Annotated in this window: 15 protein-coding genes; 9 read left to right on the top strand and 6 right to left on the bottom strand. The window is 68.0% G+C overall.

Annotated elements, in window-relative coordinates:
• Window positions 1-81: 81 nt before the first annotated feature.
• Window positions 82-966: a formyltetrahydrofolate deformylase gene (purU, locus tag MYA_RS12390; RefSeq protein WP_011886046.1), complete on the top strand. Its 885-nt coding sequence runs from the start codon at window positions 82-84 to the stop codon at window positions 964-966.
• 101 nt (window positions 967-1,067) lie between these two features.
• Here purU and MYA_RS12385 read toward each other — a convergent pair whose 3' ends face one another.
• Both MYA_RS12385 and uvrA read right to left on the bottom strand, forming a co-directional pair.
• The gene (locus MYA_RS12385; RefSeq protein ID WP_014723662.1) at window positions 1,068-2,150 is read right to left on the bottom strand and encodes an AI-2E family transporter; all 1,083 of its coding nucleotides are present in this window, start codon (window positions 2,148-2,150) and stop codon (window positions 1,068-1,070) included.
• A 257-nt stretch (window positions 2,151-2,407) separates the two neighbouring features.
• The gene (uvrA, locus tag MYA_RS12380; protein WP_011886044.1) at window positions 2,408-5,293 is read right to left on the bottom strand and encodes an excinuclease ABC subunit UvrA; all 2,886 of its coding nucleotides are present in this window, start codon (window positions 5,291-5,293) and stop codon (window positions 2,408-2,410) included.
• Between the two features lie 262 nt (window positions 5,294-5,555).
• On the opposite strand from uvrA, the gene MYA_RS12375 reads away from it, so the two are divergent.
• The 8 genes from MYA_RS12375 to MYA_RS12345 all read left to right on the top strand — a co-directional run bounded on the left by MYA_RS12375 (window position 5,556) and on the right by MYA_RS12345 (window position 12,180).
• Window positions 5,556-6,743, top strand: a complete 1,188-nt coding sequence (locus MYA_RS12375) for an MFS transporter (protein ID WP_014723660.1) — start codon at window positions 5,556-5,558, stop codon at window positions 6,741-6,743.
• A 103-nt stretch (window positions 6,744-6,846) separates the two neighbouring features.
• Window positions 6,847-7,398: a single-stranded DNA-binding protein gene (locus tag MYA_RS12370; RefSeq protein WP_011886042.1), complete on the top strand. Its 552-nt coding sequence runs from the start codon at window positions 6,847-6,849 to the stop codon at window positions 7,396-7,398.
• Window positions 7,399-7,623: 225 nt separating this feature from the next.
• A complete protein-coding gene (locus MYA_RS12365; RefSeq protein WP_011886041.1) occupies window positions 7,624-8,388 on the top strand; it encodes a ParA family protein in 765 nt (254 codons plus the stop codon).
• A gap of 100 nt (window positions 8,389-8,488) precedes the next feature.
• On the top strand, window positions 8,489-8,686 hold the full coding sequence (locus tag MYA_RS31030; RefSeq protein WP_131929064.1) for a hypothetical protein: 198 nt from the start codon (window positions 8,489-8,491) through the stop codon (window positions 8,684-8,686).
• A gap of 153 nt (window positions 8,687-8,839) precedes the next feature.
• The gene (gene phaP, locus MYA_RS12360; RefSeq protein ID WP_011886040.1) at window positions 8,840-9,421 is read left to right on the top strand and encodes a TIGR01841 family phasin; all 582 of its coding nucleotides are present in this window, start codon (window positions 8,840-8,842) and stop codon (window positions 9,419-9,421) included.
• A gap of 307 nt (window positions 9,422-9,728) precedes the next feature.
• Complete coding sequence (locus MYA_RS12355; RefSeq protein WP_011884947.1) at window positions 9,729-10,910, top strand: acetyl-CoA C-acetyltransferase; 1,182 nt, start codon at window positions 9,729-9,731, stop codon at window positions 10,908-10,910.
• Between the two features lie 226 nt (window positions 10,911-11,136).
• Complete coding sequence (phbB, locus tag MYA_RS12350) at window positions 11,137-11,880, top strand: acetoacetyl-CoA reductase (RefSeq protein ID WP_011886039.1); 744 nt, start codon at window positions 11,137-11,139, stop codon at window positions 11,878-11,880.
• Between the two features lie 99 nt (window positions 11,881-11,979).
• Complete coding sequence (locus MYA_RS12345; protein ID WP_011886038.1) at window positions 11,980-12,180, top strand: hypothetical protein; 201 nt, start codon at window positions 11,980-11,982, stop codon at window positions 12,178-12,180.
• Between the two features lie 382 nt (window positions 12,181-12,562).
• Here the strand turns inward: MYA_RS12345 and MYA_RS12335 are convergent, their stop codons facing one another.
• The 4 genes from MYA_RS12335 to MYA_RS12320 are packed head-to-tail and all read right to left on the bottom strand — an operon-like array spanning window position 12,563 to window position 15,448.
• Window positions 12,563-12,883, bottom strand: a complete 321-nt coding sequence (locus tag MYA_RS12335) for a hypothetical protein (protein ID WP_011886037.1) — start codon at window positions 12,881-12,883, stop codon at window positions 12,563-12,565.
• A complete protein-coding gene (locus MYA_RS12330; RefSeq protein WP_014723655.1) occupies window positions 12,880-13,407 on the bottom strand; it encodes a hotdog family protein in 528 nt (175 codons plus the stop codon). Before MYA_RS12330 ends, MYA_RS12335 begins: the two co-directional genes overlap by 4 nt.
• The gene (locus MYA_RS12325; RefSeq protein ID WP_011886035.1) at window positions 13,404-14,222 is read right to left on the bottom strand and encodes a beta-ketoacyl synthase chain length factor; all 819 of its coding nucleotides are present in this window, start codon (window positions 14,220-14,222) and stop codon (window positions 13,404-13,406) included. The genes MYA_RS12330 and MYA_RS12325 overlap by 4 nt, the downstream gene beginning before the upstream one ends.
• Window positions 14,219-15,448, bottom strand: coding sequence for a beta-ketoacyl-[acyl-carrier-protein] synthase family protein (locus tag MYA_RS12320; RefSeq protein WP_041493988.1), 1,230 nt, complete (start codon window positions 15,446-15,448; stop codon window positions 14,219-14,221). Before MYA_RS12320 ends, MYA_RS12325 begins: the two co-directional genes overlap by 4 nt.
• Window positions 15,449-15,455: the final 7 nt, after the last annotated feature.

Here is a 15,455-nt window from a genome sequence, read left to right as displayed (position 1 = left end):
GATGCCGTGGCGGGCGCGGCCGGCGTCGCAGCCGAACCCACGGCCCAATTGACGAATACCGAAACGAAGGGAGTAGCGGTCATGTCGACCGATCACAGCTTTATCTTGAAACTGTCGTGCCCCGACCGGCACGGCATCGTCCACGCGGTCTCGGGCTTCCTGTTCGAGCGCAGCAACAACATCCTCGATTCCGCGCAGTTCGGCGACAGCCGCAGCGGCGAGTTCTTCATGCGCGTGCACTTCGAGCAGGATGCCGACGGCGTGGATGCCACGGCCGCGCTCGACACGCTGCGCCGCGAATTCGCGCCGCTCGCCGAGCAGTTCGAGATGCGCTGGGAGCTGCACGACGCGGCGGTGAAGCCGCGCGTCGTGATCATGGTGTCGAAGATCGGCCATTGCCTGAACGATCTGCTGTTCCGCTATCGCACCGGCCAGCTGCCGATCGAGATTCCGGCGATCGTGTCGAACCACAAGGAGTTCTACCAGCTCGCCGCCAGCTACAACATCCCGTTCCATCACTTTCCGCTCGTCGGCGGATCGTCGGACGCGGCGAAGGCCGCGCAGGAAGCCCGCGTGCTGGAGGTGATCGACGAGCACCGCGCCGATCTCGTCGTGCTCGCGCGCTACATGCAGATCCTGTCGCCGAACATGTGCGAGCAGCTCGCCGGCCGCGCGATCAACATCCATCATTCGTTCCTGCCGAGCTTCAAGGGCGCCAAGCCGTATTACCAGGCGTTCGACCGCGGCGTGAAGCTGATCGGCGCGACCGCACACTACGTGACGACCGACCTCGACGAAGGCCCGATCATCGAGCAGGAAGTCGAGCGCGTCGACCACAGCATGACGCCCGACCAGCTGACTGCGATCGGCCGCGACGTCGAGTGCGTGACGCTCGCGCGCGCGGTGAAGTGGCACGTCGAGCACCGGATCGTGCTGAACGGGACCAAGACCGTCGTGTTCCGCTGAGCGACGCATCGCGCCGGCCGCTTGCAGGCGCGCCAGCAAAAACGCCGCGCTCGGTCACGAGCGCGGCGTTTTTTTCGCAGGCCGGGCGGCGGCGCGCGGCGTCAGATCAGCCGCAGCATGTACAGCTCGCGCTTCACGTACGCGTAGAAGATCGGCGCGGCGATCACGCCCGGCAGCCCGAACGCGGCCTCCATGATCAGCATCGCGAGCAGCAGCTCCCATGCGCGCGATTCGATCTGGCCGCCGATGATCTTCGCGTTCAGGAAGTATTCGAGCTTGTGGATCACGATCAGGAACGCGAGAGACGCGATCGCGGTGCCCATGCTCACCGACAGCGACACGGCGACGATCAGCGTGTTCGAGACGAGGTTGCCGATCACCGGCAGCAGCCCGACGATGAACGTGACGAGCACGAGCGTCTTCGACAGCGGCAGCCGCTGCTGGAAGATCGGCAGCGCGACGAGCAGGTAGATGCCGGTGAACGCCGCGTTGATCGCCGAGATCTTGATCTGCGCGAACACGATCCGGCGGAACGATTCGGCGAAGCGCGACACGCGCGTGACGAGCGCCGTCGACAGCGGCCGGCGTACCTTGCCATGTTCGACGCCGATCGCGATCATCGCGCCGATGACCATCCCGAACAGCACGTGGCCGAAGCCGCGCGCGACGCTCTTGCCGCCTTGCTGGAGCTGGTCCATGTGCGAGTGCATCAGCAGCGCGGCCTTCGCCTTCATCTGCTCGACGTCGACCGGCAGCAGGTTGGCGATCCACGCCGGCGTGCGCGCGCGCGTCTGCTCGACGATCTGCATCAGTTGGCCGAGCAGGCTCTGCAGGTTCGGCACCGTGTGCTCGAAGTGCTGGATGATGCCGATCGTCAGGCCGGTGAGGCCGCCGACGATCGCGATCGACAGCAGCACGACGGCGACCCAGCGCGCGCGCATGCTGGTCGTATGCCGTTCGATCGCAGGCGCGATCGTGTGGATCAGCTGGTAGACCAGCAGGCCGGCCAGCAGCCCGCCGAGCAGCTTCAGCTCGATCACGGCCACCATCGCGACCAGCGCGAACAGGTAGCTGCCGATCTCGATCGCCGACAGCTTCGGCAGGCTGAAGTCGCTCGTCAGCCGCACGCTGCGCAGGTGCGGCTCGCGGTTCTGCGCGTCGCGCGACTCTTGTTGCTTCTCCATCATGGATTCCTGTCGTTCGTGTGGCGTGCCGCGCGGTGGGCGGCAGGACCGCGGTTGCCGCGCGCCGCACCGGATTGGTGCGGAGGGCGAACCTTACGACCGTAAAGTATAGCTGCCATTATGGTCCGCCACGGGACGGTTTGGCTCGTGGTGTAAACGCAGAAGGGAAAACCGCAGAAGGGAAAACGCGCAGGGCGCCCGGCGTGCGGGCCGCCGAGGGCGCGCGGCCGGGCGGCCGCGCGCGGGAACGGAACGTGTCAGCCGGCCGCCGTTTTGCGGGTCGGCCGCTTGAGCAGCGGCGCGAGATACTTGCCGGTGAAGCTGGCCTTGGTCTTCGCGACCTGCTCGGGCGTGCCCTGGGCGATGATCTGGCCGCCGCCCGCGCCGCCTTCCGGACCGAGGTCGATCACCCAGTCGGCCGTCTTGATCACGTCGAGGTTGTGCTCGATGATCACGACCGTGTTGCCCTGGTCGCGCAGCCGGTGGATCACCTCGAGCAGCAGCGCGATGTCGTGGAAGTGCAGGCCGGTCGTCGGCTCGTCGAGGATGTACAGCGTGCGGCCCGTGTCGCGCTTGGACAGCTCCAGCGACAGCTTCACGCGCTGCGCCTCGCCGCCCGACAGCGTCGTGGCCGACTGGCCGAGGCGGATGTAGCCGAGGCCGACGTCGAGCAGCGTCTTCAGCTTGCGCGCGATCACCGGCACCGCGCTGAAGAACTCGTACGCGTGCTCGACGGTCATGTCGAGCACTTCGCTGATGTTCTTGCCCTTGTACTGCACCTCGAGCGTCTCGCGGTTGTAGCGCTTGCCGTGGCACACGTCGCACGGCACGTAGACGTCCGGCAGGAAGTGCATCTCGACCTTCAGCACGCCGTCGCCCTGGCACGACTCGCAGCGGCCGCCCTTCACGTTGAACGAGAAGCGGCCGGGATCGTAGCCGCGCTCCTTGGCGGTCGGCACGCCCGAGAACAGCTCGCGGATCGGCGTGAACAGGCCCGTGTAGGTGGCCGGGTTCGAGCGCGGCGTGCGGCCGATCGGCGACTGGTCGACGTTGATCACCTTGTCGAAATGCTCGAGGCCCTCGATCGCCTCGTACGGCGCCGGCTCGGCCGACGAGCCGTACAGATGGCGCGCGACCGCGTGATACAGCGTGTCGTTGATCAGCGTCGACTTGCCGGAACCGGACACGCCGGTGATGCAGGTCAGCAGCCCGATCGGCAGCTCGAGATCGACGTGCTTCAGGTTGTTGCCGTGCGCGTCGGCGATGCGCAGCATCCGCTCGGGATCGGGCGCGATCCGCTCGTCCGGATACTCGATCGTGCGCTTGCCGACCAGATACTGGCCGGTCAGCGACTGCGGGTTCGCCTGCACCTGCTTCGGCGTGCCTTCGGCCACGATCACGCCGCCGTGCTCGCCGGCGCCCGGCCCCATGTCGACGACGTAATCGGCGGTGCGGATCATGTCCTCGTCGTGCTCGACGACGATCACCGAGTTGCCGAGGTCGCGCAGGTGCTTGAGCGTCGCGATCAGCCGGTCGTTGTCGCGCTGATGCAGCCCGATCGACGGCTCGTCGAGCACGTACATCACGCCGGTCAGGCCCGAGCCGATCTGCGACGCGAGCCGGATGCGCTGCGCTTCGCCGCCGGACAGCGTTTCGGCGCTGCGCTCGAGCGACAGGTAGTCGAGGCCGACGTTGTTCAGGAAGGTCAGGCGCGCGACGATTTCCTTGATCACCTTGTCGGCGATTTCGCGCTTCGCGCCCTCGAGCGTCAGGCCGTCGAAATAGCCGAGCGCGTCGCGCAGCGGCCAGCCGCTGATCTCGTAGATGCCGCGCGCGTAGTCGCCGGTGCCGACCCGCACGTGGCGCGCCTCGCGGCGCAGCCGCGTGCCGTCGCACGACGGGCACGGCTGGTTGTTCTGGTACTTCGCGAGCTCCTCGCGCACCGCGGCCGAATCGGTCTCGCGGTAGCGCCGCTCGAGGTTCGGGATGATCCCTTCGAACACGTGCTCGCGGATCGTCGTGCGGCCGCGCTCGTTGATGTACGAGAACGGGATGGTCTGCTTGCCGGAGCCGTACAGCAGCACCTTGCGGATCTTCTCGGGGAGATCTTCGAACGCGGCGTCGATGTCGAATTCGTAGAACGCCGCGAGGCTCTGCAGCATCTGGAAGTAGAACTGGTTGCGGCGGTCCCAGCCCTTCACCGCGCCGGCGGCGAGCGACAGCGACGGGTGCGCGACGACGCGCTTCGGATCGAAGAACGTGATCTGGCCGAGGCCGTCGCATTCCGGGCACGCGCCCATCGGGTTGTTGAACGAGAACAGGCGCGGCTCGAGCTCCTGCAGCGAGTACGAGCAGATCGGGCACGCGAACTTCGAGCTGAACAGGTGTTCGCGCTCGGTGTCCATCTCGAGCGCGATGGCGCGGCCGTCGGCGAGGCGCAGCGCCGTTTCGAACGATTCGGCGAGGCGCTGCTTCATGTCCGGGCGCACCTTCAGGCGGTCGACGACCACGTCGATCGTGTGCTTGTCGTTCTTTTTCAGCTTCGGCAGCGAGTCGACCTCGTAGATCTTCGCGACGCCTTCGTTCGCCGTGCCGCCGCCCGAGCGCACGCGAAAGCGCACGAAGCCCTGCGCCTGCATGTCCTCGAACAGCTCGGCGTGCTCGCCCTTGCGGTCCGCGACGACCGGCGCGAGGATCATCAGCTTGGTTTCCTCGGGCAGCGCGAGCGCGGCGTCGACCATCTGCGACACGCTCTGGGCCTCCAGCGGGATGTCGTGGTCGGGGCAGTACGGCGTGCCGACCCGTGCGAACAAAAGTCGCAGGTAGTCGTGGATTTCGGTGACCGTGCCGACGGTCGAACGCGGGTTGTGGGACGTCGCCTTCTGTTCGATCGAGATCGCGGGCGACAGGCCTTCGATCAGGTCGACGTCGGGTTTCTCCATCAGCTGCAGGAACTGGCGGGCATACGCGGACAGGCTTTCGACGTAGCGGCGCTGGCCCTCGGCATAAAGGGTGTCGAACGCGAGCGACGACTTGCCCGACCCCGACAACCCGGTAATCACGACCAGCTTGTGGCGCGGCAGGTCGAGATTGACGTTTTTCAGGTTGTGGGTGCGTGCCCCACGGATACGGATCTGTTCCATGAACCTGGCCAAATGGAGGGAACCAAACCTGCTACTATAACGGCTTTTCGAGGCCGTCGTTGGGGGTCCCAGCCTTTGCAGCAGCCGGTCGACGCGCTGCCCGCGCGGGTGAAAGCGGCCTTGCCGCACGGCTGCGCGGCGTCCTGCAAGGTGCGCCGGAAAGCTTCCCGAAAGCGCCTGCCCGGCTTGGCCGGGGCGCTGGCCCTGATCTTTCGCCGCCCGCCGCCGGGCGGACATTCCGATCATTCGAAATTCATTCCCGATGTCCAATCCGTCCGCCACGTCTTCCCGCATGACTGCGCCCGAACTGCGCGCGACCGCGTCGCTCGCGGCGATCTTCGCGCTGCGCATGCTCGGCCTGTTCATGATCATGCCGGTGTTCTCGGTCTATGCGAAAACCATCCCGGGCGGCGACAACGTGCTGCTCGTCGGGCTCGCGCTCGGCGCCTACGGCGTCACGCAGTCGCTGCTTTACATCTTCTACGGGTGGGCGTCGGACAAGTTCGGCCGCAAGCCCGTGATCGCGACCGGCCTGCTGATCTTCGCGCTCGGCAGCTTCGTCGCCGCGTTCGCGCACGACATCACGTGGATCATCGTCGGCCGGGTGATCCAGGGGATGGGCGCGGTGTCGTCCGCGGTGCTGGCGTTCATCGCCGACCTGACCTCCGAGCAGAACCGCACGAAGGCGATGGCGATGGTCGGCGGCTCGATCGGCGTGTCGTTCGCCGTCGCGATCGTCGGCGCGCCGATCGTGTTCCACTGGGTCGGCATGAGCGGGCTCTTCACGATCGTCGGCGTGCTGTCGATCGTCGCGATCGGCGTCGTGCTGTGGATCGTGCCCGACGCGGCGCGGCCCGTGCACGTGCCGGCGCCGTTCGGCGAGGTGCTGCACAACGGCGAACTGCTGCGGCTGAACTTCGGCGTGCTGGTGCTGCACGCGACGCAGACCGCGCTGTTCCTGGTCGTGCCGCGGCTCCTGGTGGACGGCGGGCTGCCGGTCGCGTCGCACTGGAAGGTGTACCTGCCGGTGATGGGGCTCGCCTTCGTGATGATGGTCCCGGCGATCATCGTCGCGGAGAAGCGCGGCAAGATGAAGCCGGTGCTGCTCGGCGGCATCCTCGCTATCCTGATCGGCCAATTGTTGCTCGGCAGCGCACCGCATACCATTCTGATCGTGGCCGCGATCCTCTTCGTGTACTTCCTGGGTTTCAACATCCTCGAAGCGTCGCAGCCGTCGCTCGTGTCGAAGCTCGCGCCCGGTTCGCGCAAGGGCGCGGCCACGGGCGTCTACAACACCACGCAATCGATCGGGCTCGCGCTCGGCGGCATCGCGGGCGGCTGGCTGCTGAAGCACGGCGGCGCGAACACCGTCTTCTATGCGTGTTCGGGGCTCGTGGCGGCGTGGCTTATAATCGCGGCCAGCATGAAAGCCCCGCCGCGCAAGGCCTGAACCCTCTTTTCGGGCACGCACGGACGGCGCTCGGCGGCTTGCTCGGCGGGCCGCTCGGAGCACCTTCGCGAGCGGTCCGGCATCGAATTTATTGGAGAAACACATGGCATCCGTCAACAAGGTCATCCTCGTCGGCAATCTCGGCGCCGATCCTGAAGTCCGTTACCTGCCGAGCGGCGACGCGGTTGCGAACATCCGTCTCGCGACGACCGATCGCTACAAGGACAAGGCGAGCGGCGACTTCAAGGAAATGACCGAGTGGCACCGCGTCGCGTTCTTCGGCCGGCTCGCCGAGATCGTCAGCGAATACCTGAAGAAGGGTTCGTCGGTCTACATCGAGGGTCGTATCCGCACGCGCAAGTGGCAGGGCCAGGATGGCCAGGATCGCTACTCGACCGAAATCGTCGCCGACCAGATGCAGATGCTCGGCGGCCGCGGCGGTGCGGGCGGCGGCGGTGGCGGCGGTGACGAAGGCGGTTACGGCGGCGGCTACGGTGGTGGCGGCGGCAGCCGCGGCGGCGAGCAGGCGGAACGCGGCAGCCGTGCCGGCGGCGCATCGCGCGGCGGTGCGGGCGGTGCAGGTGGCGGCCAGAGCCGTCCGAGCGCGCCGGCAGGCGGCGGCTTCGACGAGATGGACGACGATATTCCGTTCTAAAGCGGACCAACGGCATCGCGTACCCGAAGGGGGCCCGGCGGTCCGAGTCGAGCGAATCGCTCGGCACGGACCGCCGGGCCCTTTGCCGTATACGTGCCGCGCGCCCGACACGCCGCGGATGCCGCCCGCAATCGTGCGCAATCGCGCGCATCTGATCGATGTCACGCGGCCGCCATGATTGACCGGCTAAGCTCGTCTCTTCGACGTTCGATCGAAGGAGACGCAATGCGGCGGGTCGTATTCAACCAGAAGGGCGGCGTGGGCAAATCGACGATCGTCTGCAACCTGGCGGCGATCAGCGCCAGCGAAGGGCTGCGCACGCTCGTGATCGACCTCGACGCGCAGGCGAACTCCACGCACTATCTGCTCGGCGATCGCGCGGCCGATGCGCGGCCCGGCGCCGCCGAGTTCTTCGAGACGGCGCTGACGTTCAACTTCCGGCCGATCGACGTCGCCTCGTTCATTCATCCGACGCCATTCGACGGGCTCGACGTGATGCCCGCGCACGCGGACCTCGACACGCTGCACGGCAAGCTCGAGTCGCGCTACAAGATCTACAAGCTGCGCGACGCGCTGAACGAGCTGGACGGCTACGACGCCGTCTACATCGACACGCCGCCCGCGCTGAACTTCTATTCGCGCTCGGCGCTGATTGCGGTCGAGCGCTGCCTGATTCCGTTCGACTGCGACGACTTTTCGCGCCGCGCGCTGTACACGCTGCTCGAGAACGTGAAGGAAATCCAGCAGGACCACAACGCGGCGCTCGAGGTCGAAGGCATCGTCATCAACCAGTTCCAGCCGCGCGCAAGCCTGCCGCAGCAGCTGGTCGACGAACTCGTCGGCGAAGGGCTGCCGGTGCTCGCGTCGCGGCTGTCGGCGTCGGTGAAGATTCGCGAGTCGCACCAGCAGTCCAAGCCCGTGATTCATCTCGAGCCGGCGCACAAGCTCGCGCAGGAGTTTCGCGCACTGCACCGCGAGTTGGCCGGGTGAATCTGCGCCGGCAATAATCGGAATCATCCGATCATTTAAGTGCGTATTAGTAATCCCGGCAACGGTTTCAGAATAAATCGAAAAAACGATTACATGATAAATGATCGCATTCGAATGCGATCATTTTTTTAATATCGGGAATAATGACGGGGTAAATGTTGCATCTCGTCATGGTGCGGCATACCGTAAAAAGGTAAAAGCTATCGTCGGCGTTGCGGTGCAACGCCGTCATGCAAGCCTGCAGGCCGCCTTGCAGCGCCGGTCATTTCGAGGCATAAGGGTTTTCACCTATCATTAATGCCATTTAATTGACAATTAAACGTTCTAGAATGGCCACCTCAACTTCTCGAGCTCAATGGAGTTGCGGGTTGTCAGTAAGGAAGCGGGCGGTCGATCTGCCTTCCATTTTCCATTACGTCGTCTCTCGCATTGCCAAACAGGAGCGTGCCCGATGTCCGTATTTGCCCCCGAAAAATTCGCCGCCGATTATCAGTCCGGTATCGCAGCCTGGTTTGCGATCGCGCGTCCGGCGATCAGCGGCTTCGAGGCCGTCGTCGAACTCAATCTGCAAGTGGCCCGGACGGCGCTCGCTGAGTACGAGGACAAGCTGAAGAACGCGTTCAACGCGAGCAACCCGGCGGCTGGTTTCGCGCAGCAGGTCGCCGCGCCGCAGGAAGCGGCCGGCAAGGCAGCCGCGTACGGTCGCCATCTGTTCGACATCGCGGTGTCGACGCAGGCCGAGTGGGCCAAAGTCGCTCAGGCGCAGTATGAGGAGACCGACAAGCGCGTGAAGGACGTGGTCGGCGAGCTGACCAAGCACGCACCGGCCGGTTCGGGCGCCGTGGTGGCCGCACTGAATTCGGCGCTGTCCGCGGCGACGGCCGCGGCCGACTCGATGCGCGCGGCAACCGGGCAGGCGATCGAGGCCGCGCAAAGCGGCTTCGACGCGGTCAGCGACACGGCCGCGCGCGGCGCGAAGCAGACTGCCGCAGCCGCCCGCAAGGACGCCGCTTCGCGCGAATCGGCGGCGTGATCGCGGGTCGCGACACGCGCGACACGAACACGATCGCTCGATCGCCACGGGAGCCGCGTGCCGGCCGTCGCGTGTGCTGCGCGGCGGCCGGTGCGCGCGGTCGGCTTGCGGCGCGATGTCCGGGAACGGCCGGAGCGCGCGGAGGTGCTGCGTATCGCTTTCGCGGTGTGCGACGCATCCGCTCTGACGGTCGCGCTGCGCGTCCGCACGCGCGGCCGCACGGCGCCGAGGCGCGGCAGTCTGCGCGCCGCCCGCCCACCGCCGCGCATCCCCTATCGACCCATTGATTTCAACGCAGGAACAGAACATGACGGACGTAGTGATCGTATCGGCCGCGCGGACCGCGGTCGGCAAATTCGGTGGTTCGCTCGCGAAGGTTGCGGCACCGGAGCTGGGCGCGACGGTGATTCGCGCGGTGCTGGAGCGCGCAGGCGTGCAGCCCGATCAAGTGAGCGAAGTGATCATGGGCCAGGTGCTGGCGGCGGGCTCGGGGCAGAACCCGGCGCGTCAGTCGCTGATCAAGGCCGGGCTGCCGACGGCGGTGCCGGGCATGACGATCAACAAGGTGTGCGGCTCGGGCCTGAAGGCGGTGATGCTGGCGGCGAACGCGATCGCGGCGGGCGACGCGGAGATCGTGATCGCGGGCGGCCAGGAGAACATGAGCGCGGCGCCGCACGTGCTGCCGGGCTCGCGCGACGGGTTCCGGATGGGCGATGCGAAGCTGGTCGACACGATGATCGTCGACGGGCTGTGGGACGTGTACAACCAGTACCACATGGGCATCACGGCGGAGAACGTCGCGAAGGAATACGGGATCACGCGCGAAGAGCAGGACGCGTTCGCGGCGCTGTCGCAGAACAAGGCGGAAGCCGCGCAGAAGGCCGGCCGCTTCGCCGACGAAATCGTGCCGGTGTCGATTCCGCAGCGCAAGGGCGAGCCGCTGCAGTTCGCGACCGACGAGTTCGTGCGTCACGGCGTGACGGCGGAATCGTTGGCGGGGCTGAAGCCGGCGTTCGCGAAGGACGGCTCGGTGACGGCGGCGAACGCGTCGGGGCTGAACGACGGCGCGGCGGCGGTGCTGGTGATGTCGGCGCGGAAGGCGCAGTCGCTGGGGCTCACGCCGCTGGCGCGCATCAAGGCGTACGCGAACGCGGGCGTGGATCCGAGCGTGATGGGCATGGGGCCGGTGCCGGCGTCGCGGCGCTGCCTGGAGCGCGCGGGCTGGACGCCGGGCGATCTGGACCTGATGGAAATCAACGAGGCGTTCGCGGCGCAGGCGCTGGCGGTGCACAAGCAGATGGGCTGGGACACGTCGAAGGTGAACGTGAACGGCGGCGCGATCGCGATCGGTCACCCGATCGGCGCATCGGGCTGCCGGATTCTGGTGACGCTGCTGCACGAGATGGTCAAGCGCGATGCGAAGCGCGGGCTGGCGTCGCTGTGCATCGGCGGCGGGATGGGCGTGGCGCTCGCGGTGGAGCGCGCGTAAGCGCATGAGCGCGATTCGACGCTCGAGCATGGAGGCGGCGCAGCCTGCGCCGCGCGCGCACGAAGCAGCGGCTTCGCGCGCGATACGTTGCCAACAACAAGCGTGATGTTCCGGGATGCGCCGTGTCCGCGCCGCGGGCGCGGACGCATCGCAGCGGCGGGGCGGCGGCATCGGCGGTGCGGCCGTCTCGCGTGATTGTCTACTTTTCTTGTCGGTGACAAACAGGATGACTAAGCGAATTGCAGTTGTGACGGGTGGAATGGGCGGCCTCGGCGAAGCGATCAGCATCCGGCTGAGCGATGCGGGCCACCGGGTCGTCGTCACGTATTCGCCGGGCAACAGCGGCGCCGATCGCTGGCTCGGCGCGATGCATGCGGCCGGCCATGAATTCGACGCGTACCCGGTGGACGTGGCCGACCACGATTCGTGTCAGCAGTGCGTCGAGAAGATCGTCCGGGACGTCGGCCCGGTCGAAATCCTGGTGAACAACGCGGGCATCACGCGCGACATGACGCTGCGCAAGCTCGACAAGGTGAACTGGGACGCGGTGATCCGCACCAACCTCGACTCGGTGTTCAACATGACGAAGCCGGTGTGCGACGGCATGGTCGAGCGCGGCTGGGGCCGCATCGTCAATATCTCGTCGGTGAACGGCTCGAAGGGCTCGGTCGGGCAGACCAACTACGCGGCGGCGAAGGCCGGCATGCACGGCTTCACCAAATCGCTCGCGCTCGAAGTCGCGCGCAAGGGCGTGACGGTGAACACGGTGTCGCCCGGTTATCTCGCGACGAAGATGGTGACGGCGATCCCGCAGGACATCCTCGATACGAAGATCCTGCCGCAGATCCCGGCGGGCCGCCTCGGGCAGCCGGAGGAAGTCGCGGCGCTGGTCGCGTATCTGTGCTCGGAGGAGGCCGGCTTCGTGACGGGCTCGAACATCGCGATCAACGGCGGCCAGCACATGCATTGACGCGTGGCGGCCCGGCCGCGCACGGCCGGGCCGCGTTCCCGCAGTATCCAGCGCCGGCGCGGTAGGCACGCCGCGCCGGCCTCGCATTCCGGAGGAGGCATGGGCGACACCTGGACGGGACTCGTGATCGGCGGCTCGGCGCTGGCCGTCGCGCTGACGATGGCGATCGCGCTGCACTGGCTCGAGCGGCGCCGCGCGCGGTTGCTGCGCAATTTCGATCATCGCGATTGCTGGGTCGTCGCGTATGGCAGGCGTCTTGCGCGTCGGCCGGTACGGCGCACGCGCAGCGGCGCGCGGTGAGGGCGGCGGGGTGAGTACGTAGCGGTAGGCGACGGCGGCTGCGGCGCGCTTACGTACCGTGCCGCAGTCTGCAACCCGCAACCCGCAACCCGCAACCCGCAACCCGCAACCCGCGAGCTCGGCGGCGGTGCGCCGCTCGCTCGCAGTCAATCGCGCTCAATCGCCGTGAGTCAGCGCGCCGTCGCCCGGGTCGCTCTTGCGAAAAATCCGCTCGGTCGTGCGCTTGGTCGCATCCCAGCCCGCGCGCAACGCTTGCGCGATGCCGTGGCTCACTCGCCGTGCGTCTGCGCGCCGTCGCCCGCGTCGCCCTTGCGAAAAATCCGCTCGGTCGTGCATTTGGTCGCATCCCAACCCGCGCGCAACGCCTGCGCGATGCCGTGGCTCACTCGCCGCGCGTCTGCGCGCCGTCGCCCGAGTCGTTCTTGTGGAAGACCCGCTTGGTCGTGCGCTTGGTCGCATCCCAGCCCTCGCGCGACGCGTGCGCGATGCCGTGGCCGACCGCCTTCGCGGCGCTCGCGGTCGCATGGCCGAAGCTGCGCGCGGCCTCGCCGGTCTTGTGCGCGGCTTCCTTCGAATCGCGCTTGATGTCCTGCTTCACTTCCGACATGTCCGCGTGCGCGATCGGGCTGATCAGCGCGACGACGAACGCGGTGCAAACGAACTTGCGTGCTTTCACGACGTGGTTTCCTTCGGATTGATTCATCGGGCCTCCATGCGATCGCCGTGCGGCGCGGCCGATGCGCCGGCCGCCGCTGCATCGAGCATCACCGCCGCGCGTCCGCGCAGCAGCACGCGCTCGCCGCAGCGCAGCGCGAAGTCGTACAGCACCGTGCGGTCGTCGCCGCCGATGCGCTCTGCCTCCACGACGAGCGGCAGCTCGAACGTGTCGAGCCGATCGACGAACGCATCGACGTTGCGCACGCTCGCGAGATAGCCGGCGCGCGGACGCGCCCGTTCGTCGTGCGCGCCGAGCAGCGCGCCGTGCACGGCCATCGCCTGCGTTGCATATTCGATGCCGCACACCGACGCGAGCCGGCCGTCGCGACGCAGCGGATGGTGCGCATCGCGGTGGCTCGTCGCGCTGCAGCGGATGCGCACGGCGTCCCACGCGTCGACGCGCTCGAGCATGCACATCGCGCCCGCGTGCGGAATGCGCGCGGCGATCCATTCGCGATCGAGCGTCGTGGTCGACATCGGCGGCTGCGGCGTAGGGTCGACGGTCGTCATCGCACACGCTCCATGGCCGCATCGGCCGGTGCGACATCGACCTGCACGCGCGTATCGTCCAGATAGTCGAGCACGACGCGCGCCGCACGCCGCGCGGCCAGCGCATCGAGCAGCGGCAACGCACGCGCGGCCGGAATGCCGGCGCGCAGCGCTTCGAGCGCGGGCAGCGCGAGCGGCGTCGCCGCGGCATCGGTGAGCGCCACGTCGATGCGCGCCAGCGTGCGCTCGCTCGGCCGCGGCGCGAACACCAGCGCGACGCCGAATGCGTCGACGATCGGGCGCACGCTGCGCAGCGGCTGCGGATAGTCGGTGTCGTAAGCGATCAGCAGGCTCGGCACGCAGTCGACCGCCACCTGGCACAGGCTCTCGAGCAGGCCCGCGGCAAAGCTGCCGTCGTGCGCGCACAGCACGTTCGACGTCGCCATCGCGCGGGTCGCGATGCTCCAGTAGCCGGCCGGCGCATTGTGTACGGAGTTGTGGAAGCGCGTCGGCGACAGCTGGCGATCGTCGCCGGCCAGCGTTTCGCAGATCGCATGGCAGTTCTGGCCATCACCGCCCGACGCGCTGAACACGGTCGCAAGCGTCGCCGCGTCGCGCCCGCTCGCCGCCGCGGCTTCGAGGCCGGCTGCCAGCGCGACGCGCACGACCGGGCCGGTGCGCCGGCGTTCCGCCGGCGGCAAGCCGGCCGGCGGCGGCAACACGGTGCGCGCGCTCGCGTAGGGCGCGTGGCCGGCGAGGACGGCGGCCGCGTGCGGCCAGTCGTTCAGCCCCGGGCCAACCAAGCCGATACCTTCGATGAATGCGCTGAGCGTCATGTCGGCTCCCGGCGGTTCGCGCTCGCGTGGTCGGCGCGGCCGAACACCAGCGTACAGTTCGTGCCGCCGAAGCCGAACGAATTGGACAGCGCCGTGCGCATCTGCGCCGCGCGGCTCGCGAGCACGTAGTCGGCAGCGAGCGCCGGATCGGGTTGCGTCGTGTTGACGCCGGCCGGCACGAACCCCTCGCGCAGCGCGAGCGCGGTGATCACGGCTTCGAGCGCGCCGGCCGCGCCGAGCGTGTGACCGGTCGCGCCTTTGGTCGAACTGCACGGCGTGCGCGCGAGCAGCGCACCGACTGCGCGACTTTCGGCGGCGTCGTTGCTCGGCGTCGCGGTGCCGTGCAGGTTCACGTAGTCGATGTCGGTCGCGTCGAGGCCGGCCGATGCGAGCGCCTGTTCGATCGCGAGGCGCGCGCCGAGTCCTTCGGGATGCGGCGACGACATGTGATGCGCATCGCTCGATTCGCCGATGCCGAGCAGCAGGATCGCATCGTCGTCGAGTGCGTCGCGTTCAGCGGGCACGCGCTCGAGCAGCGCGAACGCGGCGGCCTCGCCGATCGAGATGCCGTCGCGCGCCACGTCGAACGGCCGGCACGGCTGACGCGACAGCAGTTCGAGCGAATTGAAGCCGTACAGCGTGGTCAGGCACAGCGTGTCGACGCCGCCGACCACGGCCGCGTCGATCAGCCCCGCCTCGATCATCCGGCGCGCGGAGCCGAACACCTTCGCGCCGGACGAGCAGGCGGACGAGATCGCCGTCGCCGGCCCGCGCAGCCCGCAATACGCGCGCACGAACGCGGCGGCCGAATACGGGTTGTGCGTATGCGCGTAGCGGAAGTTGGCCGGCAGCGCGCCGCTCGCGGGATCGCGCCGCATGTACGCGCGTTCCGTTTCGAGGATGCCCGACGTGCTGGTGCCGACGAACACGCCGACGCGCTGCGCCCCGTATCGCGCGACGGCCGCCGCGACGCGCGCGTCGAAGCCGTCCTGCACGAGGGCGAGCTGGGCGAGGCGGTTGTTGCGGCAGTCGAAGTCGGCGAGATCGGCGCGCACCGGCTGCGCATCGAGCCCGTCGACGGCGCCGATCCACGTGTCGAGTTCGGCGCGCTCGAAGCGACATGGCGAGAGCCCGCCGCGCGCGGTGCGCAGCGCATCGACGGTCGCGTCGACGCCGCGGCCGATGCAGCTGGTGCTGGTGAAGTGCGAGAGCAGGAGAGGGTTCACGAGGATC

It is taken from the genome of Burkholderia sp. KJ006, assembly GCF_000262695.1.
GTDB lineage: Bacteria > Pseudomonadota > Gammaproteobacteria > Burkholderiales > Burkholderiaceae > Burkholderia > Burkholderia vietnamiensis.
The sequence above is the reverse complement of the archived record's forward strand: the minus strand, read 5'-3'. Positions and strand labels throughout refer to the sequence as shown.